This is a genomic window from Actinocrinis sp. (genome assembly GCF_035938995.1).
Taxonomy (GTDB): Bacteria; Actinomycetota; Actinomycetes; order Streptomycetales; family Catenulisporaceae; genus DASZGI01.
Genome location: NZ_DASZGI010000403.1, coordinates 1 through 21,151, shown reverse-complemented (window position 1 = coordinate 21,151; position 21,151 = coordinate 1). Strand labels below are relative to the sequence as shown.

Genomic DNA, 21,151 nt, shown 5'->3' with positions numbered 1-21,151 from the left:
CGGTGGAGCGGCGCGACCGCCGCCGACCGGATCCCGCGGGCGGGGGTCCTGGTCGGCAGCGCGGTTTGCATAGGCGCGGTTTGCACAAGCACTGTGTGCGGCGCGAGCCGGATCGGCTCGGCGGCCATGGGGTCAGGCCCGCGCGAGCGCGGCCGGACGAGCGTCGTGGACGCGCCCTCTGAGCCGGACGGTGACGAGGCGGGCGATCACCTGGGCCAGGGCCATCAGCAGCAGCGCCGCGGTCCAGGCGTCGGAACCGGTGATCGAGTTGCTGCGGCTGAAGTCCGCGATGGCGTGGGCTCCGCTGTGCGTCGCGGCGTACTCGAAGCCCGTGCGCGACGCCATGCCGACGATCCACAGCACCGCGGCCACGAACCCGGCCTTGGCGACCAGGAATCCCCCGGAGTCCCGCACGAACCGGGTGGCGAGCCCGCAGCCGATGCCGAGCAGAGCCCCGACGGCCACGCAGACGACGTCCAGCAGCACGTCGTGGCCCTGGGTCGGAACCGACTTGAGGTAGTAGGCGGCCGCCGCGGCGACCAGCACGACCGGGAGGATGAGGTTGCGCAGGGTGAGCCGGGTGCCCCGGATCTGCGGGACGACCAGAAGGACAAGCACGGCGGCGATGACGTAATCAGTAGTGGTCATGGCTTGAGAATGCCGCCGCGGCGGGCCGGATTCGTCGGCCGCGGGGTTGGTCCGCGGGTTGGCTCCGCCGTCAACCCACGGGTTGACGCGCGCGGCCGACGGCCCCCGCGATCGTCGTGCGCAGCGTTGTTCGCGCTGGTCAGCCGTCGAGCGGGACCTCGGACCGCAGGATGGAGTAGCTGACCATGTCGCGCCAGGCGCCGCGGCGGAAGCAGGCGCCGCGCAGTACGCCCTCGCGGGTGAAGCCGGCCGACTCCAGCGCCCGCTGCTCGGCGATGTTGACGACCTCGGTGCCCGCTTCGATCCGGTTGACCTTGGTGTGCGCGAACAGGTACTCGGCGAGCAGACGCTGGGCGCGCTTGCCATAGCCCTTGCCGCGCTCGACGGCCAGCAGCGAGATGCCGATGTTCCAGCACGGCGAGGCGGGTCCCTGGAGGACCTGGTGCCATTGCACCTCGCCGACGAAGCGGCCGTCGATGGCCGCGGCGACCGCCAGACGCCCGCCCTCCGCGGACAGGAAGCCCCGCTCCCATTGCTGCCGCAGCGAACCGGGGTTGCGGAAGCCGAAGAAGTCGAACTCCCCGGCCTCCTCGGGGTCCTCGTAGAGACGTTCGGCGGCGTCGAGATCGCTCTCGACGATGGGGCGCAGGCGTACGAGATCCGACATGGCGCCAGACTAACCTCGACTTCGAAGAACAAATAAGACACCACCTCCTGATCCGGCTCGCGCCGAGCCGCCGCCCATCCGGGAATTCGCGGCGCCGCCGGGTCCGGACAAGGTCGCCGCGCGGCACGAACGTGCACCTCGATGCGCCTTCGGGCAGACATCGCGGCCATCGAGGCAGGGTGTGCCGCAGTCCATTGCTGCCTATTGAGCGCCATCCCTACCGTCATCGGCATCGGAGGGCCGCCCGGTATCGCGGGGGCCGCGCAGGCAAGGCAGGAGGGGAGCCGCAGGATGAGCGAGACCGACGAGAGCGGTGGCGGCAGCTGGTTCGACGGCGTCGAGCACACCGTCGACGGCGCCTTGGAGGCGACCGGGCACTTCATCGAGTCGACGGGCGAGGAGGCGGCGAGCGCGTTCGAGGCGGCGGGTGCCACGGCCGAGGACGCCGCGAAGCTGGTCGCCTCGGACGCCGACGTGATTCCCGGCATCAGCGAGGTCGCCGGTGTGCTGCAGACCGGTTACCACGCGGGCGCCGCGATCGGGAGCGCCATCGAGGGTGACTGGGACGGAGCCGCCGACCACGCGTTGAGCATGGCGGAGGCGGCGGGGAACGTCGCGACCTATGGCGGTCTCGGGTTGGCCGAGGGCGCCTGGGATCTCACGAACGCGGCCGACGGCGGCGGCGAGAGCACGGACGCGCACCACACGATCCAGGGGGCGCTGCAGACCGCCGGAAACTGGTTGGGCGACACGGCCTACAACCTCATCAACGGCGACGACTCCAGCACGGGTGGCACGGGTTCCTCCGGCGACGACTCGAGCGCGCAGAGCTCGTCCGGCGGCGATCCCGGATCGTCCGGCGACGCCGGTGCGTACGGCGACGAGTCCGGCGCCGACGGCGGTGACGTGCCGCCCTCGGAGTGACGCGTGATCATGCTCTGCACGACCTGACCGTGCGGCCAGTCGGCGGCCTCCCCAGATTCCTGTCTGGGGAGGCCGCCGTTTGTTGCGCGCCCCGCCGCGCCGGAGCGGTTTCGTGCCGGTGAACTCCACGACAAATCGGGGATCGCGGCGTGTGTCGCAGGCTCCTGACGGGAAGATCCCTGAGGGGAAATCCTCAACCACCAAGACCACCGGCCAGGCCCGGGCCACAGCCCGCGGTTTAGCGCGGTTTTGGAGGCTATTGGAGTGCTGCGTGTCGGTGTCGGGCGCACGCGAACCCGTCCGCGGTGGGGGGCGGCGGACAAGGCGTACAGCGCGAAGGCGAACTGCGAGGAACCTCGAATTCGGGGCATCGAGGCCACGGCCGCGGTCGGGTACGACCGCGCCGTCGGCCTGTGTGGCGACCGCTCACGCTATGGGCGGGCGCTGAAGTCCGAGCCGGGGATCTCCAGGCCGAGCCACCCGCTGGGGCGGGCGGCCGGCGTCACGCACCCCAATGTTGACACTGTTCGCATCGCCTATGTTTACGGCGTAAATACCAGGCGATCTCTCCGGCCGGCCCGCGGTCCCCGAACCACGAAGGATGGAATCCATGCGTGCCTCCGCGCTGTTGCGCGTCCCCAAGATCTGGGTGTTCACCCTGTTCGGGGCGCTGCTGTCCATTGTGCTTGCCGTCGGTTACCTCGGCGGCTCGCTGAACTCCGACGCCCCCGGCCAGAAGATCCCCATCGCGTGGGTGAACGCCGACCGCGGCGCGGACGGTCGTGACTTCGGTGCCGCGCTGACCGCGCAGATCACCACCGGAGGAGCGCGCGACGCCGCCCAATGGGTCCTGGCAGGCAACGAGGCGCAGGCCCGTGATCTGCTGACCCGGGAAACGGCCTACGCCGCGGTCGTGATCCCGGCCGACTTCACCGCGCGCGTCCTCGCGCTCACCGATCCGCAGGGCACGCCCGCCCCGGCGCAGATCACCGTGCTGAGCGATCCGTATGCCGGCCCTTCGGCCATGGGCGTCGCCGATGGCACCGCGCAGGGAGTGCTCGCCTCGCTCTCGCAGGGCCTGGGCAGCCAGATCGTCGCGCAGGTTCCGCCGTCCGCCGGTCTCTCCGGAGCGGGCAGGCTGCTGCTGTCCGATCCGATCAAGGTCACCGTCGCGCCGATCGCCGCGACGCCGACGCACAGCGCGAACGGGATGTCGCCGTTCTACTACACCCTCGTCCTGATCCTGGCCGGCTTCCTGATCGCCCAGCTGCTGGGCTCCGGCGTCGACAGCGCGCTCGGGTACGCCGCCCGCGAATTCCTGCACAAGCGGTCCACCCACCCGCCGCTGCCGATCAACCGGACGCAGACCCTCCTTGCCAAGACGGTCGTCATGGCCGGGTGCGGCGTGGTGGCCGCGACCGCAATCGAACTGCTCTCCACCCTCGCGCTCGGCATGCCAGTCCAGCATCCGTTCGGCCTGTGGGCGGTGTCCGTGCTCGGCGTCATCACCGCCGGGGTGCTCGCGCTCGCCCTGATCGCCGTGATCGGAGCACCGGGAGCGCTCGTGGCCACGATCGTCCTGCTGGTGTTCGGCGTGCCGTCGTCCGGCGGCTCGGTCCCGCCCGCGTTGCAGCCGGGGGCGTTCCGCGACCTGGGCCAGTTCCTGCTGATGCGGCACGTCACCGACGCGACCAGGGTCCTGATCTTCCCGACCGGCGGACCCGGGCTCGCCGGCAGCGTGGCGGTGATCGCGCTCTGGCTGGTGGCCGCGCTCGTGATCGGCCTCGCCGTCAGCGTCTTCTACGACCGGACCGGCCGCCACCGCGTCAGTGCCTACGAGCGGGCGCAGGCGGCGCAGCTCGCGGAGCAGCAGGCGGCGGCCGCCCGTCCCGTGCGGGAGCCTGAACCGCAAGCGTAGGAAGTCAACCGGCGCAGACCGAGCGGCGGGGAGGGCATTCTCCCCGCCGCTTGACTGGCGAAGTGCCGGTACGCCGAGGTCACCGAGACGCTCACCCGGCGCGCTACCTTCCGCAGCACCACCGCCTCCGGCCCGCCGGACCGCGCGAGGTCCACGGCCGCCTCGACCAGGGCGTTGTACAGATCCCCGTGGTGGTAGCTGTCCCGCTGGGCAACGTCAACGGCCACGTTCGTCCTCACCCACCGATATCGACGACTTCGTCACCTTACGAGTTTACGTTGTCAACATCGTGAGGGCACGGGGCCGCGACGGAGATGTCACGTTCTTGTCTCAATCGCCAGATCCGCGAGCAGCCCGCCGTCGCGCCGAGCGAAGGCTGCGCGATGGGGCGGCGCTCTTGGGCGGAGAGTCGCGCCTCAAGGTCCGGAATCGGCAGCCCGCAAAGGCTCCCACTGTCACAACATCAAATCTGTGACAGGCGGCTGCGCGCCCTCGGTTCGAGCTGATGTTCGCCGACGCAAAACGCGCAAATACCTCAAATAGTTGATTCGACGGAGGTACGCGCTCAGATCATCGACCGCTGACCGTCGGCGCCGCGGTGCCCGTCGCACGCTTCGCAGGCGCGTAAATTCATCCGACGAATTTCGGAATTCAACGAGCGGTCACTCCGCGGATTCGCAATGTTCAGATTCACTCGAATCCGGGGAATCGCTGACTTCGTGGGGCATCGGAACGTGTCGATTAAGTCGTCGGCCGTTGAGGCTGACCACCGCGAGTACGAAAACAGAGGACGCCAGCCATAGAGCGCCGACGATTTCCAGAAGGCGCATGCTTCAGTGTAGTGGATGGGCTCTCCCTGTCACGCGTTTCGGACCGGCGGCCACGTCCCGCGCGGCGGCACCGCGGCTCGACGGCCCGGGTCCGGGGCGCTCCGGAGCACGCGGACGCGCGAGGTCGCCACCGCTCATCTGCGCGTGCACCTTCGCGCCCTTGCTTGGATAATTTGTACGAGTGCGGGGGTTGACGCGGCGCGCAATCCGCGCTGAATGTTACGGGGGATGCATCGGGCGCCCGGGAAAGATCGCCGCGGAAGTCATTGAATCGTAAGCAGGAGGACACACCAAGCGACTAGGATCGGCGGGGTTGACGGTCATCGTCCCAGGCATGACGTGTGCCAAATTGATGATCCAAAGGGGGGGCCATGGGCCTATTGTTACAAAAGTATCGCCGTGCCTTGAGATTCGCGGCGGTCGGCATCGTCTGTTTCTCGCTCCAGTACCTGGTACTGCGGCTATTCACCGCTGCGGGTGTACCCGCCACAGCCGCCGACGCCCTCGGCTTCGCGCTGTCGGCGCAGCTGAACTTCACTCTCAGCACGTTGTTCACGTGGGGTGACCGTAAAGGCGCCTTCACCAGCTCCGTGAGGACGCGCTGGCTCTCGTTCAACGCCTCGATCTTGTTGACCCTCGCCATCAACACGGGTGTATTCCAGCTGTGCCGCCCGCTGGGCGACCTGGGGGCCAGCGCCCTCGGCGTCCTCGTCGCGGCGGTTGGCAACTACGCGCTCTGCGATATTGTGGTCTTCCGCGGTCGCCGCGGCGTGCAGCTGCCCCCCACCGCCCCGGCCACCGAGCTGGTTCCCGCTTTGGCGAAGGAGGGCCGGTGACCACACCAGTATTGGTGCGGCGGTGGACAGAGGGGGTCGCGGTGGTCATGCCGGCCTACCGCGAAGAGGACAATCTCGCCTCCACCGTCGAGGACTTTCTCAGCACCCTGGAGAGCGGCGGCCACGCGCACTGCGTCGTCGTGGTGGACGACGGCAGCCCGGACAGCACCGGTGACGTGCTCGACGCGCTCGCCGACCGTTATCCGGGACGCGTGCTCGCGGTGCACCACGAGCAGAACATGGGCTACGGCGCCGCAGTGCGCACCGGCATCCGGGCCGCGATGGAGCAAACCGAGCTGCGGCGGCTGCTGCTGACCGACTCCGACGGCCAGTTCAAAGCCGACGACCTGCTCGACTTCCTGCGGGTGCAGCAGGAGGAACTGGCCGACGTCGTCATCGGCTACCGCGAGGAGCGGGCCGACCCGATCCGCCGGCGGGTCAACGCGAGGCTGTGGACCGTGCTCAGCCGGATGCTGCTCGGCCACGGCAGCCGCGACGTGGACTGCGCCTACAAGCTCATCGACCGGCAGTGCCTGGAGGACGTCGAGCTGCACGGCGAGGCCGCCGCGATATCGCCCGAACTGCTGGCGAAGATCCGGATCAGCCATCCCCGGGTCCTCGAGCACCCGGTGCGGCACTATCCCCGCGTCCACGGCGAGCAGACGGGGGCCCGGCTCTCGGTCATCCTGCGCTCGCTCGCCGGCCTGTTGCGGGTATACGCCGATTTGACCCGGGCCGGCCACAAATGGCGGTGGACCAGCAGGTTGCTTCGGCCCCGGGACACGGGGGCGGCGTTTGTCACCATCGCCGCGCTTTTCGTCTCAATAGGCGCATATGTCTACTACAGCCGTCAGGGGCAGACTCTCGCCTACCCGGACGCGTTATCCCATGTCCTGATCGCGCGGCGGGTCGTGGCGAGTCCCACGGCAGGCGTGGCGCAGTTGGGCGGTGTCTGGCTTCCGTTGCCGGGAGTCCTGGAACTACCGCTGGTCTGGGTGAGCGGCTGGTACCAGTCCGGCTTCGCCGGGAGCGTCGTCTCGATGCTCGCCTTCGTGATCACGGCCCGGTACCTGTACCTGCTGGCGACCCGGATGTCCGGCGGCATGCGCCTGGCGGGCTACGCGGCCGCTGGCGTGTTCATGCTTAACGCCAACGCCCTGTACCTGCAGAGCACGGCCATGACCGAGACGCTCATGCTCGCCTGCGCCGCGGTCGCCGTCGACTACCTGGACCGGTGGTGCCGGTCCGGCCGATACAGCGACCTGGCCGCGTGCTCGGCCGCAGCGCTGCTCGGGACCCTGACCCGATACGAGGGCTGGATCACCTGCATCGCCATCCTGTGCGTCGTGGCGTTCGTCGGACTGCGCCACCGGCGCAACTGGCGCATGCTCGAGGCGCACGTCATCTTCTTCGGGCTGATCGCGCTGTCCGGCATCGCGGCCTGGCTGGCCTGGAACGCGGTCATCTTCCACGATCCGATGTACTGGCAGGACGGCGCCTTCGCCAAGCCGTCGCTGTGGGTCGCCAAGGGCGAGCCGGCGATCGGTCACCTCGGCGCGGCGCTCAAGACCTATCTGATCGCGATGCGGGACGTGATCGGCATTCCGGCACTGCTGCTCGCCGAGGCCGGTCTGTTCTGCCATCTGGTGCGCACAAGGCTGGCGTCCACGGACGTCGCGCCGTATGCGCTGCTGGCCCTCCTTCCCTTCTACGTCTACTCGCTCTACTCCGGGCAACGTCCGCTGCACGTGCCCGAAGTCGGCGGTCTGAGCCTCTACAACGTGCGTTTCGGCACGGCGATGCTGCTGCCGACCGCGGTGTTCGCCGGGTACCTGGTCAGCATGTCCATGGCCGCGGTGCGCAAGTCGCACCTCAAGAGGCATCCCAACCGGTGGCGGCGGGCTCTCGGCCTGGCGCTCGGTGTGGGCGTGGTGGTCTCCACGCTCGGCACGCCCGGCGTGGCCACGCTGGCGGAGGCGCAGGCGTTCCGCAGCTCCCCGACGGAGCAGGCGAACACGGTCGCGGCCAGCTGGCTGCGCGCCCATTACGACGGTGGCCAGGTACTCATGGAGTCCTTCGGCAACGAGTCGGTGACCTTCGAGTCGCGGATTCCCACCCAGAACATCGTCTACGAGGGCAGCTTCAAGATGTGGGGACCGGCGCTGCGTGACCCCGCGGCGGCCGGAATCCGATGGATCTACCTGCGAACCACCCCCGGTCAGCAGGACGACGCCGATCTGGTGCTCAGCGGAAATCCCGAGCTGGGCACCGTTTATCAGCTCATGTACAAAGACGCCGATCGCGTCGTCTACCGGAGGAAGGACGGCCGATGACGATCATCCACATACCCATGCGTGGCCAGGTCACCGCTTCAGAGTCCACCGAGACCGCGACGCTGCCCGACGAGCTGAGCGCCCGGCGTCTGCTGGGCACCACGCAGACCGTCGGCATGGCGCTGACCGCGCTGGCGGTCGTGGCGCCGCTCGCGCTGCGCGCCGCCACCGGTCTCGGCCCGTCCCTCGCCTGGTGGGGCCAGGCCGCCGTGGCGGTCGTCACGGTGATCTACGTCGCGGTCATCGGCTTCAAGCTGGCCCTGGTCTTCGGCGCGGGCGGCGCGCCGGTCCTGAGGTTCGAGGACGAGGACCTGACCGCGCTGCCCGACGAAGCGCTGCCCCTCTACACCCTGCTCGTCCCGCTGCACCGCGAGGGCGCCGTCCTGCCGACGCTGCTCAAGCGGCTGTCGGACCTGGACTATCCGGCCGAGAAGCTTCAAGTGCTGCTCCTGATCGAGCAGGACGACGACGAGACCCTCGGCGCGCTGGCGAAGCTCGATCCCGGACCGCAGTTCGAGACGGTGATCATCCCGCCGGAGGGGCCGCGGACCAAGCCCAAGGCGTGCAACGTCGGGCTGCGCCGGGCGCGCGGCGAGTTCTGCGTGATATACGACGCCGAAGACCGGCCCGACCGCGACCAGCTGCGCAAGGCGGTCCTCGCGTTCCGCACGCTGCCCGACCGGGTGGTGTGCGTCCAGGCCGAGCTCCAGTACTGGAACCCGTGGACCAACTGGCTCACCCGGTGCTTCGCGGCGGAGTACGCCACCAACTTCAGCCTCTCGCTGCGCGGGCTGGACCGGCACCGGCTGGCGATTCCGCTGGGCGGCACCTCCAACCACTTCCGCACCGACGCGCTGCGCCGCTTGGGCGCGTGGGACCCGTACAACGTGACCGAGGACGCCGACCTCGGCATCCGGATCGCCCGGCGCGGCTGGGACGTGCGGATGATGGTCTCGGTCACCGAGGAGGAGGCCAACTCCAAGCTGGGCAACTGGATCAGGCAGCGCAGCCGCTGGATCAAGGGCTACTACCAGACCTGGCTGGTGCACATGCGCAACCCGTGGCGCCTGTGGCGGGAGCTGGGTACCAAACGGTTCCTCGCGTTCCACCTCACCGTCGGGTTCTCCACGTTCACCACACTGGTCAACCCGGTGTTCTGGGCGCTGACCGTGCTCTACCTGACCACAGGCACGAAGTACCTCGCCGTGCTGTTCCCGGCCGCCGTGCTCTACCTGGGCATGGCCACGATGGTGATCGGCAACCTGCTGATGTGCTACTGCCTGATGACCGGGTGCATGGAGCGCGGCCTGCACCGCGGGGTGCGGGCGATGCTGAGCGTCCCGCTGTACTGGGGGCTGATGAGCGTGGCGTCGTTCAAGGCGATGGGGCAGCTGATCCGGCCGAGCCGGCGGCACTACTGGGAGCTGACCGAGCACGGCCTGGTCGAAGAAGAGTCGGTGTCGTAGGAGCTCTTCGAACTCAGCCAGGAAGAGCACGGCCGAAGGGCCGGGGACCACGCGGTCCCCGGCCCTTCGGCCGTGCGCCTTCTGTGCTCAGGGGCTGGTCAGCGTGACGTTGTCGAACGTGGTGGTGTTGAGCTGGCCGCCGTTGTGCGAGCAGACGAACAGGCCGATCGTGATCGGGTCCGTCAGGCTCACGGTCACCGGCGATCCGGCCTGGGTCCAGGTCGTCCCGTCCGGCGATGTGTACGAGGTCACCGTCGTGCCGACGCGCACCATGCGCAGCCAGGTCGGCAGGGTCACGGCGGTGGTGATGTTCTGGTTGGAGTTGAAGTTGGACTGGATGTTGACGCCGTTGCCCGGAGTGACCATCAGCGCGGAGTAGGCCGAGCCCGAGGTCGCGCTCTGCTTCACCATGAGCCCGGACTTGGCCCAGGAGCTGGTGTTCTGCTGGGCGGTCACCCGGGCGGTGATGGTCGCGTTGCCGGAGATCGTCTGGTACAGGAAGTTGAACTGGTCGGTGCTGCCCCAGACGTCGTTTCCGGCGCCGCTCACCGTGAACGTGCCGTTCAGGGCGCTCGCGGAGCCGGCCAGCGCCGGGCTGCCGACGTCGGCGTCGGTCCACCCGGTGGGCAGCGCACCGGACACGGACACGTTGTCGAAGGTCGTGGCGTTCAGCGCGTTGTTGTTGTGCGCGCAGACCTCCAGGCCCGCCGTCGCGTTCGTCGCCATGGTCACGGTGGCGCTTCCGACCGCCGTCCACGTGTTGCCGTCCGGCGAGGTGAAGCCGGTGAATGTGCTGCCGCTGCGCACCAGCCTGAGCCAGCCGTTCGGGAAGGTGAAGTTGCCCACCGCGACATCGGTGTTGTAGCCCCACTCCATGTGCAGCTCGTTGCCGGGCGTCACAGCGAGCAGGACATATGGGGCACCCGCCGTGGTCGACTCCTTGAACATCACCCCGGACTTCGCCCAGGGATCGGTGATGTCCTGGGCGGTGACCCGGGCGGTGATGCTGCCGTTGCCGTTCATCGCCTGGTAGACGTACTGCTCCTGGTCGACGCTGCCCCAGATGTCCGCGCCCGAGCCGTTGACGGTGTACACGTTGCCGTTGGCCGCGGAGAAGTTGGCGGAGCCCGGGATGCCCGGCCCGCCGATGTCAGTACTCGTCCACGGGCTCGGCAGCGGGCCGCCGCCGATCGGCGTGACGAGGATGTTGTCGAAGGTGGTCGTGTTCAGCGTGGTGGTGCTGTGCGCGTTGACCGCGAGCCCGAGGGTGACGGTCGGGGTCATGGTGATGGCCGCCTGGCCGATCTTGGTCCAGTTAAGCCCGTCGGCGGAGGTGTAGCCGGTGAACACGTTGCCGGTACGGTCCAGGCGTATCCAGGCATTCGGGAAGCTGTAGCTCGCGGATGCGGACACGTAGTTGAAGCCGTAGGTGAACACCACGCCGTTGCCTGGTGTCACCGCTACCATCGCGTACGGAGAACCGGCAGTCGTGCTCTGCTTGATCATGATGCCGGACTTGGCCCACGGATCGGTCGGGCTCTGCGAGGTGACCCGGGCCACCAGGCTGACGTCGCCGGTCAAGGGCTGGTTGACGTAGTTGAACTGGTCGGTGCTGCCCCAGATGTCCGCTCCACCGCCCTGCACCGTGAAGGTGTTGTTCGCGTAGCTCGCGGAGCCGGCCATGGCCGGGCTGCCGACATCGGTGTCAGACCATGGATAGGGCAGTCCGTTGACGCTTCCGGTCCCGGTGATGGTCACCCCGGAGTACGCAACCGTGCTCGTCGACCCGGTGTTGTGGGAGCAGTCCGCCATTCCGGTGAGCAACGTTCCAGCCAGGGCGTTGATCGTCTGAGCGGAGTTGCGGAAGGCGGTCCAGTTGACGCCGTCGGCGGAGGTGTAGGCGGTGAACGTCTGACCGCTGCGGCCGATTTCCAGATAGATCGGCGCTGCTCCGCTCACGCCGCCCAGTTGCACGGTGCTGCCGCCCTGGGTGATGCGGTACTGCACGATCACCCCATTGGACGGCGTGACGAAGACGGCGTAGTACGGCGCGCCCGGTGAGTCGTTGAGCCGGGTCATCAAGCCCGCCTTGGCCCACGCGTTGGTGTTCTGCTGGGCCGTGACCTGGGCGATGGTGGTGCCGTCGGAGTTCTGCTGCTGGGAGACCAGCCGCAGCTGGTCCGCGGACCCCCAGACGTCGCCGCCGCCGCCGAGCACGCTCCACGCGCCGGTGCCGCTGGCGTACGTCTGGCTGCCGGGCGGCTGGGCCGAGCCGATGTCCTCACAGGACCAGCCGGTGGGGCAGAGGTTCGGCGGCGTGGGCGCGGTGTTGCCGATCGTCGCGCCGGTGAAGGTCGCGGTGCTCAGCGAGCCGGTGTTGTGCGAGCCGACGGCGAGCCCGGCGAAGATCGTGCCGCTGAGGTTCGGCAGCGAGACGGTCGTGCCGGGCACGGGCGTCCAGTTGCTGCCGTCGGTTGAGGTGTAGGCGGTGAACGAGGTGCCGGAGCGCGCCACTTCGAGGTATGCGGGCGCGGCGCCGGACGGGTTCGCCAGCTGGACCGCGTTGTCGCCGTTGGTGTCGCGGTACTGGACTTCGATGCCGTTGCTCGGGGTGACGTACGCGGCGTAGTAGGCGGAGGTCGGGTCGGTGCTGCCGCGCAGCATGACGCCCGCCTTCGCGCCCGCGTTGGTGTTCGTCTGGCTGCTGACCTGAGCGGCGACCGTGGTGTCACCGCTCACCGGGTTGTAGACGAAGTGGAACTGGTCGCTCATGCCCCAGATGTCGCCGCCCGCGCCGGTCACCTTCCAGGTGCCGCCGCTGAGGGTGGCGTCGCCGACCTTGGCCGGGTTGCCCACGTCCTGGCAGTTCCAGCCGGTCGGACACGGATCGGCGGACGGCGCCGGGGAGATCGCGACGCTGGGCGCCGCGATGGAGACCCCGGTGTACTTGGCGGTCGCGGTGATCCCGGTGGCCCCGGCCATACCGGCCATGCCGGCAAGCGAGGAGTAGGGCAGCGGCAGCGTGGCATTGGTGCCGGGGATCAGCTGGAAGGACGTGCCGTTGGCGGAGTACCCGGCCTGGAACAGGTCGCCCACCCGCTGCACGGTCAGCCATATCGGAAGCGCGGGGCCGGTGGCGTTGTACACCTGGCTGACCGTGCCGCCGAGCTTCGAACGGTACTGCACCTTCAGCACATGGTTCGGGCCTTCGAACACCGCATAGTACGGCGAAGCGGGGCTGTTGCTCTGGCGGATCATCACGCCGCTGAGCGAACTGCCTCCGGACGGCTGCGCGGTCATCTCCACGGTGGCCTGGGTGTCGCCCGCGGTCGGCTCGCTGACTAAACGGAAGTTGTCAGAGGTGCCGTTCAGGCCGGTGCCGCCGGAGACCACCTTCCACGTAGCCGTGCCGCCCGTGCCGCTGACCGTCTCGCTGCCGGCCGGGGTCGGGCTGCCGATGTCCTGACAGGTGAAGCCAGCCGGGCAGTTCGGGTCCGCCGGCGGCGTGGTGGTGCTGGAGGGCAGGCCGAAGGCGGTGACCTGACCGCCGATGTTGCCGACGAAGACCATGCCTTCCGCGACCGACGGGCCGCCGTAGATCATCGTGCCGGTGTCGTAGCTGTAAAGACGGTGGCCGGTGCTCGCGTCGAGCACCTCGAAGACCGATCCGGCGCCGTCCATCACCAGGCCGTTGTCGTAGGCCATCCCGCCGATGATCAGACCGGTGGTCGGGTGCTGCCACAGATACGCGCCGGTCGCGGGGTCGAGCGCGCGAACCGTGCCCGGATACCCCTGACCGTTGATCGACCCGGTGCCCTCGCCGAAGTAGACCGCGCCGCCGCCGAACGCGCCGGAGGCGACCGGGCCCGCGCCGCAGGTCGGGCAGGTGCCGCCGATCGCGACCTGAGCCTTCCAGACCGGTCCGACGGAGAGGTGGGCGCGGTCGAACGCGTAGGCGTAGCCGTTCTTGTTCACCGCGACGACGAGGTTCCGGCCGGTCTCGTCGGTGTAGAGGATGGTGTCGGTGCCGAAGTCGGAGTCGACCACGGCGTCCTGGTCCGGCAGCGCCCAGGAGTCCACGACCTCCATCGTGGTGCTGTCGATGGCTACGAACGCCTGGGCCCAGATCTGCGACGCGAGGTTGCGGGTGCCGGTGGCGGCGTAGATCAGGCCGGTGGCCGGGTCATACGCCGGCGCGGTCCAGATGCCGCCGCCGACCTGGCCGTTGGGGACCAGGTTCGCGGTGTTCTCGATCAGGTGCGTGGTCAGGTTGACCTTGAGCAGTTGGCCCTGGATCAGCGGGCAGTCGCCGAAGCTGGCGACGCCGACGTAGGCGTAGTTGCCGACGATCAGCGGGCTCGACCAGTTCATGTGGCCGTCGTAGACGCCCGGCGTTCCGGTGCCGCCGACCCACACCCGCCAGTCCACGGCGCCGGTGGTCGTGTCGAGGGCGTACCAGTAGCTGTCGGCGCCACCGACGTAGACGATGTTGCCGACGACCGCGGCCATGGACGACGGCCCGGCGGACGGCGGGTTGCCGCAGGACTGGGTCGGCGTCATGTAGCCGAGGTACGTCTTCCAGAGCACCGCTCCGGTGGCGGCGTTGACGGCGTATTCGTTGCCGTCCCAGGAGGCGAAGTACGCGACGCCGTTGACGACCGTGGGCGAGGTGGCGACCGGGCCGCCGGTGGTGAGCGACCACAGCTTCGTCAGCGTGGGCGCGTTGCCGGTGTTGAGGGTCGTGTCCGCGGAGGCCCCGTCGCGCGAGACGTCGTGTTCGGCGGTCGTCCAGTCGTCGGTCGTCGGTGCGGCGGCCTTGGTCACCGATGGCGCCGCTTTGGACGTCGACGGCGTGGGCTTGGGCTTCGCGGTCGAGCTCGGGCTTGAGCTCGGCGAGGCGGTCGGAGATGAAGATTTAGTGTTTGGCACGCTCGTGGCCGTGGCGGATGCACGACCGCCGGCCGTTGTGCTGGGGCTCGCGGCGGCCGCGGCCGGCAACCCGGAGCCGATTCCCAAGGCCACGGCCAAGATCACGGCCACCGGCCCTATTCGTCTTCCACATGTCCACGCATGCGCCATGGCGACGTCCTCCCCCTTGCTTCACGTCGGCGGTTCGCGCGTTGATCAGCTGCGATATCCGATTATCACGCTCTTGCGACGGTACCAGACCAGCCCGGACGCAAAAGGCCTTTGGCCAAATCGCAAAGTGCGGCGGCTGAGATACAGCCGAGATGATCCGGACACCGTGTCGTGCGTCGAATCTCACCCGAATGGGGCCGTTCGCTTCTATGATGCGACTGTCCGATGTGTGAGACATGCAAGGGGGGAAATCTTGCGACCGATTTCACGTGCGCTGACTGCGCTCGCGGGAGCAATGACCGTCGTGGCCGCGACCCTGGTCGCGGGCGCGGTTCCGTCGAGCGCCGCAACACTGCCACCGCCCAACCTTCCGGCCGGCTTCCAGCAGACCCAGCTGGCCGGCGGCCTGGCGAAGCCGATCGCGCTGGCCTTCGCGCCCAACGGTGATCTCTATATCGCCGAGCAGGCCGGGACCATCCTGATCGACCGCGGCGGCACCATCCTGTCGACGCCGCTCGCGACGCTGCCGAACGTGTACAGCGCCGGCGAGTGCGGGTTGCTCGGGATGGCGCTGGACCCGAACTACGCCACCAACGGCTACATCTACATCTCCTACGTCGTGAACGTCACGAACAGCGCGGGCGTGACCCAGCCGTTCTCCCGCCTGTCGCGGTTCACCGTCAGCGGAGGCGTGCTCAACACCGCCACGGAGAAGATCTACTATCAGGGCAACCAGACGCAGAACCAGCATCACGCGGGCAACGACCTGAAGGTCGGCCCGGACGGGAAGCTCTGGTGGTCCGTCGGCGACAACGTCCCGTCGATCACGAACGCTCAGGCGCTCACCAACATCTACGGCAAGATGCTCCGCTTCAACCTCGACGGCAGCATCCCCGCGGACAACCCGTTCCTCAACGTGCCCGGCGCGGTCAAGGCGATCTACTCCTACGGGCTTCGCAACCCGTGGCGGTTCACGTTCCTGCCCGACGGTCGCGCAATGACCGGCGACACCGGTTCCAGCTACGCCGAGGAGCTGGACACGCTCCAGCCCGGCGGCAACTACGGCTGGGACTTCGTCGAGGGCGACGCCTACAGCACCGGATACATCGACCCCGCGTATTCCTATGGGCACGTGCCCACGGACGGCGCGATCTCGTCCCTCCTCGCCTACAACGGCACCACGTTCGGTCCGGCTTACGCGCACACGGTGTTCTTCGGTGACTACAACCGTGGCGACATCGAGGCGGTCAACTTCGACTCGACCTACTCAACGGAGACCTCCGACACCGTCTTCGACCAGGCAGCGGGCACCATCGCGGACCTGATCGAGGGCCCGGACGGCAACCTGTACTTCGCCAGCATCTTCGAGGGCACGGTCAACGAGATCTCCACGACCGGGACGCCCACCGCGACGCCGAACCCGTATGTTCCGCCGCAGCCCGCGACCGGGGCCCCGACAGTGAACATCAGCGGCCCGTCCACGTACAACGCCGGTGACACGGTCAGCTTCACCGGCACCGCGACCGACCCGACCGACGGCACTGAGCCGGCAAGCGCGTACACCTGGCAAATCGACTACTACCGCAACGGCGTCGTCAAGCCGTTCTACTCGAAAGAAGTGCCGGGCCCGGTCGGCGGCCCGACCTCCGGCGCCACCAGCTTCTCCTACACGATCCCAGCCGACACGTCGCAGACCCCGAGTAGCTTCTACCGGGTCACCCTGTCGGTGAAGGACTCGACCGGCAGCACCACCGTCGTCACCAAGGACCTGACGCCGAACACCGCGACGCTCTCGACCAACAGCGCGGTGCCGGGCGCCGGCTACTTCGTCGACGGAACGTGGCACACCGGCCCGTTCAGCGAGACTGGCGTCGTCGGCGTCAAGCATGTGCTGATCGGCCAGCCTCTGGCGCAGAGCGTCAGCGGCAACAGCTACCGCTTCAGCGGCTGGTCCGACGGCAGCGCGCTGTTCGACCAGATCTACCTCGCGCCCGGCGGCACCACCGCCACCGCGGACTTCGACCAGGTCGGCAAGGCCCTGCCGACCGGCTGGAGCGCCACCGACGTCGGCGCCCCGATCATCGCCGGGACCACCGACTACGACCCCGCGACCGGCTCCTTCTACCTGGACGGCGGCGGCGCCGACGTCTACAGCCCCAACGACCAGGAGCAGCTCGCCTACCAGACCCTGAACGGCGACGGCTCCATCACGGCGCGGGTGCGCTTCCAGTCGGTGTCCAGCCCGTGGGCCAAGGCCGGCGTGATCGTCCGCCAGAGCACCACCGCGGGTGCGCCCTTCGTGGACGCGCTGGTCACCCCGGACGTCAGCCCCGCCACCCCGGACATCAACGGGGTGAACTGCACGGTGAACGGCTGCGACAGCCAGTTGACGCCGACCAACCTCTACACCACCGGCTACGGCGAGCGGATGCAGTACACCGGGCCGGGTTCGAAGACGCCGCCCAGCGGTACCGCGCCGCTGGCCGCCCCGAACAAGTGGGTGCGGCTGGTCCGTTCCGGCAACACCTTCACCTCGTATCAGTCGCCTGACGGCGTGAACTGGACCCAGATCGGCATCGCCACGGTCACGATGAGCGGGCCGGTGGACATCGGCCTGTTCGACACCTCGCACAACATCGGCCAGTACAGCACGGTCGCCATCGACAACGTGTCCGTCACGAGCAGCAGCGGCCCGACGCTCGGCCCGCTGCCTGCCCCGTGGGCACAGACCGACGTCGGCTCGCCCGCCCTGGCCGGAAACGCCGGGTACGACAGCACGACCGGCGTCTACACGGTGATCGGCGGCGGAGCGGACATCTATGGCACTAGCGACCAGTTCCACTACGTCGACCAGCCGACCACCGGCGACGGCACCATGATCGCCCGGCTGACCTCGGAGTCCAACACCAGCTCCAACGCCAAGGCCGGGATCATCTGGAAGCAGTCCACCACCGCCGGGTCGAACTACATCCTGATCGCGCAGGCGCCTGGCGGCGGAGTCAAGGTGCAGTACAACTTCAACGGATCGGTCGGCGGCGGCACATACGCCTTCCCGAACGTTTGGATGAAGCTCACCAGGGTAGGCAACACCTTTACCGCTTATCTCTCCAGTGACGGCGTCACCTGGACGTCCGTCCTGTCCAAGAGCACACTCAACATCACCGCGGCCGCGACGGTCGGCCTGTTCGAGTGCTCGCACAACACCTCGGCACTCGGCACGGCGACGTTCGACAACGTCAGCTGGACCGCGGGCTAAGGGGGGCACGACATCATGCCTAAGCGCCTGCGCGCGCTGACCGTTCTGGCGGTCTGCGCGGGTCTCGGCGCGGGCCCGGCAGCGGCGGCGGGCGCCACGCCCGCCGCCGTCCCGGCCCCCGCCGCCCGGACGGCTCCCATGCCGCCTTCCTCGTCAACCGTCTCCGGGCTCGTCGTCTCCGTCGGCTACGCCGAGGACAAGGAGACCAACACCCCGGACCCGGCGGCCTTCCCGACGCCCTGGGTCGGCTCGCCCAACATCACGTTCCTGGGCAACAGCGTGCCGGGGCAATCCGCCTGCGGCTCGCTGACGACGTGTTATGACACCGGGGCCATCCGCTTCGACAACCCCGGCTGGTTCCCGGTGACCGTCAGCAGCGTCGACATCGACATCCACTCGTCGATCAGCGGCGGCAAGTACTTCACGAACCTGTGGGGTGCGTTCACGGTGCCCGCGGGCAAGAGCGTCATCCTCGCCGCCAACCCGCCGGCCAACGATCCGTCCTACGACAACTTCGACACCAGCGGCTACCCGCCGAACATCTGCACCCCGGTGACCGTGGCGCCCCGGGTGCTGGTCACCATCGGCGGACGCATGACGACGCTGCTGGACACCACGCACGTGCTCGACACCGACGGCATCGACCGCGGCTTCTGCCACCAGAACGAGTCCATCCAGTGGCGGCCGATCGGCACCGGTGTCACCGGCTCCCACGACGCGTCGCTCTCGCTGGACAACGCGACGCCCAACGTGATGGCCGGCATCCCGTACACCGCGACCGCGATCCTCCTGGACAGCGGCGGCTACGGCCTGGCCAACGTCCAGGTCCAGCTCAAGGCGATCGGCGGCCCCGACTCCGGCACCACGTGGAACGCGGTCACCGACGCCAACGGCAACGCGTCCTTCATGTACCTGCCGGCGGGCACCGGGCAGGACGATCTGCTGGCGACGGTCACCACCGTCGGCTCCTTCACCTCGCCCCCGCCGCTCCCCTGCCCCGCCCCGTGGACCTGTCAGGACATCGGCGGCCCGGCGCTGACCGGATCGCAGTACTTCGATCCGAGCAGCAACACCTGGACGATCACGGCGGGCGGCACCGACATCACCGGCACGAGCGATCAGTTCCGCTTCGTGTCGCAACCGCTGACCGGCGACGGAAGCGTCACCGCCTACATCGCCAGCCAGTCCGACAGCAGCTCCAACGCCAAGGCCGGAGTGATGCTGCGGGTGAGCAACGATCCGGGCGCGGCGAACTACGCCGTACTGGTCTCGCCGGGCGCGGGAATCAAGGTGCAGAAGCGCTCGGCTCAGGGCGCGACCACCGCGAAGCTCGCCAACCCGACGGGCACGGCTCCGGTCTGGCTCAGGGTCACCCGCGCCGGCGACACGTACACCGCCTATACCTCCACTGACGGCGTCACGTGGACGCTCATCCCCGGCTCCAGCTACACCGTGGCATTCGGCAGCACGCTCCTCGCCGGTGTCGCGGTCACGTCACACAACGCCTCCGCGCTCGGCACGGTCACCGCGTCGAGCGTGAGCGTCGGATAAGGACTCTGCGTCCTTGACCACCGGCTCCCTCTGCACGACAACGGCGGCCGGCGTCCAGACTCAGTTCTGGCCGCCGGCCGCCGTTGCTCTACCTGCGTACCGCCGCGCTCACGCCGCCTTTGCCGCCTGCTCCGCGTCACGCATGACGCGCAGCACGTTGAGACCCGCGATCCGCCGCAGATCGTGATCACTGTAGCCGCGCCGCCGCAATTCCTCGAACAGCCGGGGATAGCAGGACACGTCTTCCAGGCCGACCGGTTGGACGCCAACCCCGTCGTAGTCGCCGCCGATCCCGAGGTGGTCGATGCCCGCGACCCCGCGGACGTGGTCGAAGTGATCGGCGACCTGTGCCACGGTGGCCGGCGGGAACGGGTGGGCCTCCCGCCACGCGTCCACTCGGCGACCGGCCTCGCCGGGATCGTCCGGGTACTGCGACCGCAGCCGCCCCTTCTCGTCCTTCTCCGCGAGCCACACGTCGGCGATCAGCTGAGACACGAACCCCGGCACCGTCGTGACCATGCAAACCCCGCCATTCACAGCAAGCCGACGCAGGACGTCGTCGGGCACGTTGCGCGGGTGGTCGCACACGGCCCGAGCCGAGGAGTGGCTGAAGACCACGGACGTGCGGGTGGCGTCGAGCGCGGCGTGCATGGTGGCGGGGGCGACATGGGACAAGTCGACGAGCATCCCCAGGTCGTTGAGTTCGTTGACGACGCCGACGCCGAACGGGGTCAGCCCGCCGTGCCTCGCCTCGTCCGTGGCGGAGTCGGCCCAGGATGTCGTCCTGTTGTGCGTCAAAGTCAGATAGCGAGCGCCGAGCAGGTACATCGAGCGCAGCACGGCGAGCGATCCGGCGATGCAGTGCCCGCCTTCCATCCCGATCATCGAGGCGATCCGCCCCGCCGCGACGGCGCGTTCCACGTCGTCCGCCGTGAGGGCGGGTTCGAGGTCGGATGCGTACTTCTTGAACATCGTGCGCGCGGCGTCGATCTGCCCGAACGTCGCGATCGCGGCGAGCTCGGGTGTCGTGTCGTCGGGAACGTAGACCGACCAGAACTGGGCCCCGACCGCCCCGGCGCGCAAGCGCGGCAGGTCGGTGTGAAGTTCGGGGACCGGGCCGGCGATGTCGAGCGCGTCGAAGTCGCAGTCGACCTTCTTCCGCAGCGCCCAGAGCAAGTCGTTGTGGCCGTCGATGAGCGGCGCGGACCGCAGCACGGACTCGATCGCCGCGATCGTCTCGCCGGATACATCCGACTCAGGCTCGAGATGATCAATGTGCTGACTCATACGCCACTCCGCGTTCGTGCTCGTGCTATGGCCACCGTCCCTCGAAGTCCCTATCACACGAGCCCTAAGCCCCGCCTACGCTCCGTGCTTTCCGCACGCGCCGCCGCGGCCCGCGCCGTGGCAAGAAAAGAGCCGCCGGGCGGTGCAGTGATCCGCTGCGCCCGGCGGTTCCTGATCAGGCCGGCTTTCTTTGTCGGGGTTAGTCGACGTTGAGTGCGGTGTCGTCGAGGACGAACGAGGTTTGCAGCGAGGAGTTCTCGGTGCCGGTGAACTTCAGCGAGACGCTCTGGCCGATGTACGGGGCCAGGCTGTAGCTGTGCTGGGTGTATCCGTTGGCGGCGTTGAGGTTGGAGAAG

Annotated in this window: 12 protein-coding genes; 7 read left to right on the top strand and 5 right to left on the bottom strand. The window is 68.7% G+C overall.

Features of this window, described 5'->3' with window-relative positions; genetic code table 11:
- Positions 1-132: 132 nt before the first annotated feature.
- Positions 133-648 carry a hypothetical protein gene (locus VGZ32_RS27470; RefSeq protein ID WP_326889128.1) on the bottom strand — a complete coding sequence of 172 codons (516 nt, stop codon included), beginning with the start codon at positions 646-648 and terminating at the stop codon, positions 133-135.
- Positions 649-787: 139 nt separating this feature from the next.
- Positions 788-1,315, bottom strand: a complete 528-nt coding sequence (locus VGZ32_RS27465) for a GNAT family protein (RefSeq protein WP_326889126.1) — start codon at positions 1,313-1,315, stop codon at positions 788-790.
- A gap of 291 nt (positions 1,316-1,606) precedes the next feature.
- Between VGZ32_RS27465 and VGZ32_RS27460 the strand changes: the two genes are divergently transcribed.
- Together VGZ32_RS27460 and VGZ32_RS27455 are read left to right on the top strand one after the other, a co-directional pair.
- Entirely contained in the window at positions 1,607-2,239 is a 633-nt protein-coding gene (locus tag VGZ32_RS27460) for a hypothetical protein (protein ID WP_326889125.1), read from the top strand.
- A 610-nt stretch (positions 2,240-2,849) separates the two neighbouring features.
- Positions 2,850-4,157: a YhgE/Pip domain-containing protein gene (locus tag VGZ32_RS27455; RefSeq protein ID WP_326889124.1), complete on the top strand. Its 1,308-nt coding sequence runs from the start codon at positions 2,850-2,852 to the stop codon at positions 4,155-4,157.
- On the opposite strand, the gene VGZ32_RS29155 is transcribed toward VGZ32_RS27455, so the two are convergent.
- Positions 4,073-4,384: a TetR/AcrR family transcriptional regulator gene (locus VGZ32_RS29155; protein ID WP_414642612.1), complete on the bottom strand. Its 312-nt coding sequence runs from the start codon at positions 4,382-4,384 to the stop codon at positions 4,073-4,075. The genes VGZ32_RS27455 and VGZ32_RS29155 overlap by 85 nt on opposite strands.
- 1,007 nt (positions 4,385-5,391) lie before the next feature.
- Between VGZ32_RS29155 and VGZ32_RS27450 the strand changes: the two genes are divergently transcribed.
- Genes VGZ32_RS27450 through VGZ32_RS27440 form a run of 3 tightly spaced genes read left to right on the top strand, consistent with a single transcriptional unit; the run spans position 5,392 to position 9,622 of the window.
- Positions 5,392-5,823: a GtrA family protein gene (locus tag VGZ32_RS27450; protein WP_326889123.1), complete on the top strand. Its 432-nt coding sequence runs from the start codon at positions 5,392-5,394 to the stop codon at positions 5,821-5,823.
- Positions 5,820-8,156, top strand: coding sequence for a glycosyltransferase (locus VGZ32_RS27445; RefSeq protein WP_326889122.1), 2,337 nt, complete (start codon positions 5,820-5,822; stop codon positions 8,154-8,156). Before VGZ32_RS27450 ends, VGZ32_RS27445 begins: the two co-directional genes overlap by 4 nt.
- On the top strand, positions 8,153-9,622 hold the full coding sequence (locus VGZ32_RS27440; protein WP_326889121.1) for a glycosyltransferase family 2 protein: 1,470 nt from the start codon (positions 8,153-8,155) through the stop codon (positions 9,620-9,622). Before VGZ32_RS27445 ends, VGZ32_RS27440 begins: the two co-directional genes overlap by 4 nt.
- A gap of 87 nt (positions 9,623-9,709) precedes the next feature.
- Here VGZ32_RS27440 and VGZ32_RS27435 read toward each other — a convergent pair whose 3' ends face one another.
- Entirely contained in the window at positions 9,710-14,446 is a 4,737-nt protein-coding gene (locus VGZ32_RS27435; RefSeq protein WP_326889120.1) for a PQQ-binding-like beta-propeller repeat protein, read from the bottom strand.
- Positions 14,447-14,996: 550 nt separating this feature from the next.
- Here VGZ32_RS27435 and VGZ32_RS27430 point away from each other — a divergent pair.
- Together VGZ32_RS27430 and VGZ32_RS27425 are read left to right on the top strand one after the other, a co-directional pair.
- On the top strand, positions 14,997-17,957 hold the full coding sequence (locus VGZ32_RS27430) for a PQQ-dependent sugar dehydrogenase (protein WP_326889119.1): 2,961 nt from the start codon (positions 14,997-14,999) through the stop codon (positions 17,955-17,957).
- A 15-nt stretch (positions 17,958-17,972) separates the two neighbouring features.
- Positions 17,973-19,508 carry a hypothetical protein gene (locus VGZ32_RS27425; RefSeq protein WP_326889118.1) on the top strand — a complete coding sequence of 512 codons (1,536 nt, stop codon included), beginning with the start codon at positions 17,973-17,975 and terminating at the stop codon, positions 19,506-19,508.
- A gap of 108 nt (positions 19,509-19,616) precedes the next feature.
- Here VGZ32_RS27425 and VGZ32_RS27420 read toward each other — a convergent pair whose 3' ends face one another.
- The gene (locus tag VGZ32_RS27420) at positions 19,617-20,795 is read right to left on the bottom strand and encodes a dipeptidase (protein WP_326889117.1); all 1,179 of its coding nucleotides are present in this window, start codon (positions 20,793-20,795) and stop codon (positions 19,617-19,619) included.
- Between the last annotated feature and the right edge of the window lie 356 nt (positions 20,796-21,151).

Excerpts from the sequence above, each read along its gene's own strand:
- VGZ32_RS27470 (WP_326889128.1), bottom strand. The coding sequence starts at position 648 with ATGACCACTACTGATTACGTCATCGCCGCCGTGCTTGTCCTTCTGGTC.
- VGZ32_RS27440 (WP_326889121.1), top strand. The coding sequence starts at position 8,153 with ATGACGATCATCCACATACCCATGCGTGGCCAGGTCACCGCTTCAGAG.
- VGZ32_RS27430 (WP_326889119.1), top strand. The coding sequence starts at position 14,997 with ATGACCGTCGTGGCCGCGACCCTGGTCGCGGGCGCGGTTCCGTCGAGC.
- VGZ32_RS27455 (WP_326889124.1), top strand. The coding sequence starts at position 2,850 with ATGCGTGCCTCCGCGCTGTTGCGCGTCCCCAAGATCTGGGTGTTCACC.
- VGZ32_RS27420 (WP_326889117.1), bottom strand. The coding sequence starts at position 20,795 with ATGAGTCAGCACATTGATCATCTCGAGCCTGAGTCGGATGTATCCGGC.
- VGZ32_RS27425 (WP_326889118.1), top strand. The coding sequence starts at position 17,973 with ATGCCTAAGCGCCTGCGCGCGCTGACCGTTCTGGCGGTCTGCGCGGGT.
- VGZ32_RS27465 (WP_326889126.1), bottom strand. The coding sequence starts at position 1,315 with ATGTCGGATCTCGTACGCCTGCGCCCCATCGTCGAGAGCGATCTCGAC.
- VGZ32_RS27460 (WP_326889125.1), top strand. The coding sequence starts at position 1,607 with ATGAGCGAGACCGACGAGAGCGGTGGCGGCAGCTGGTTCGACGGCGTC.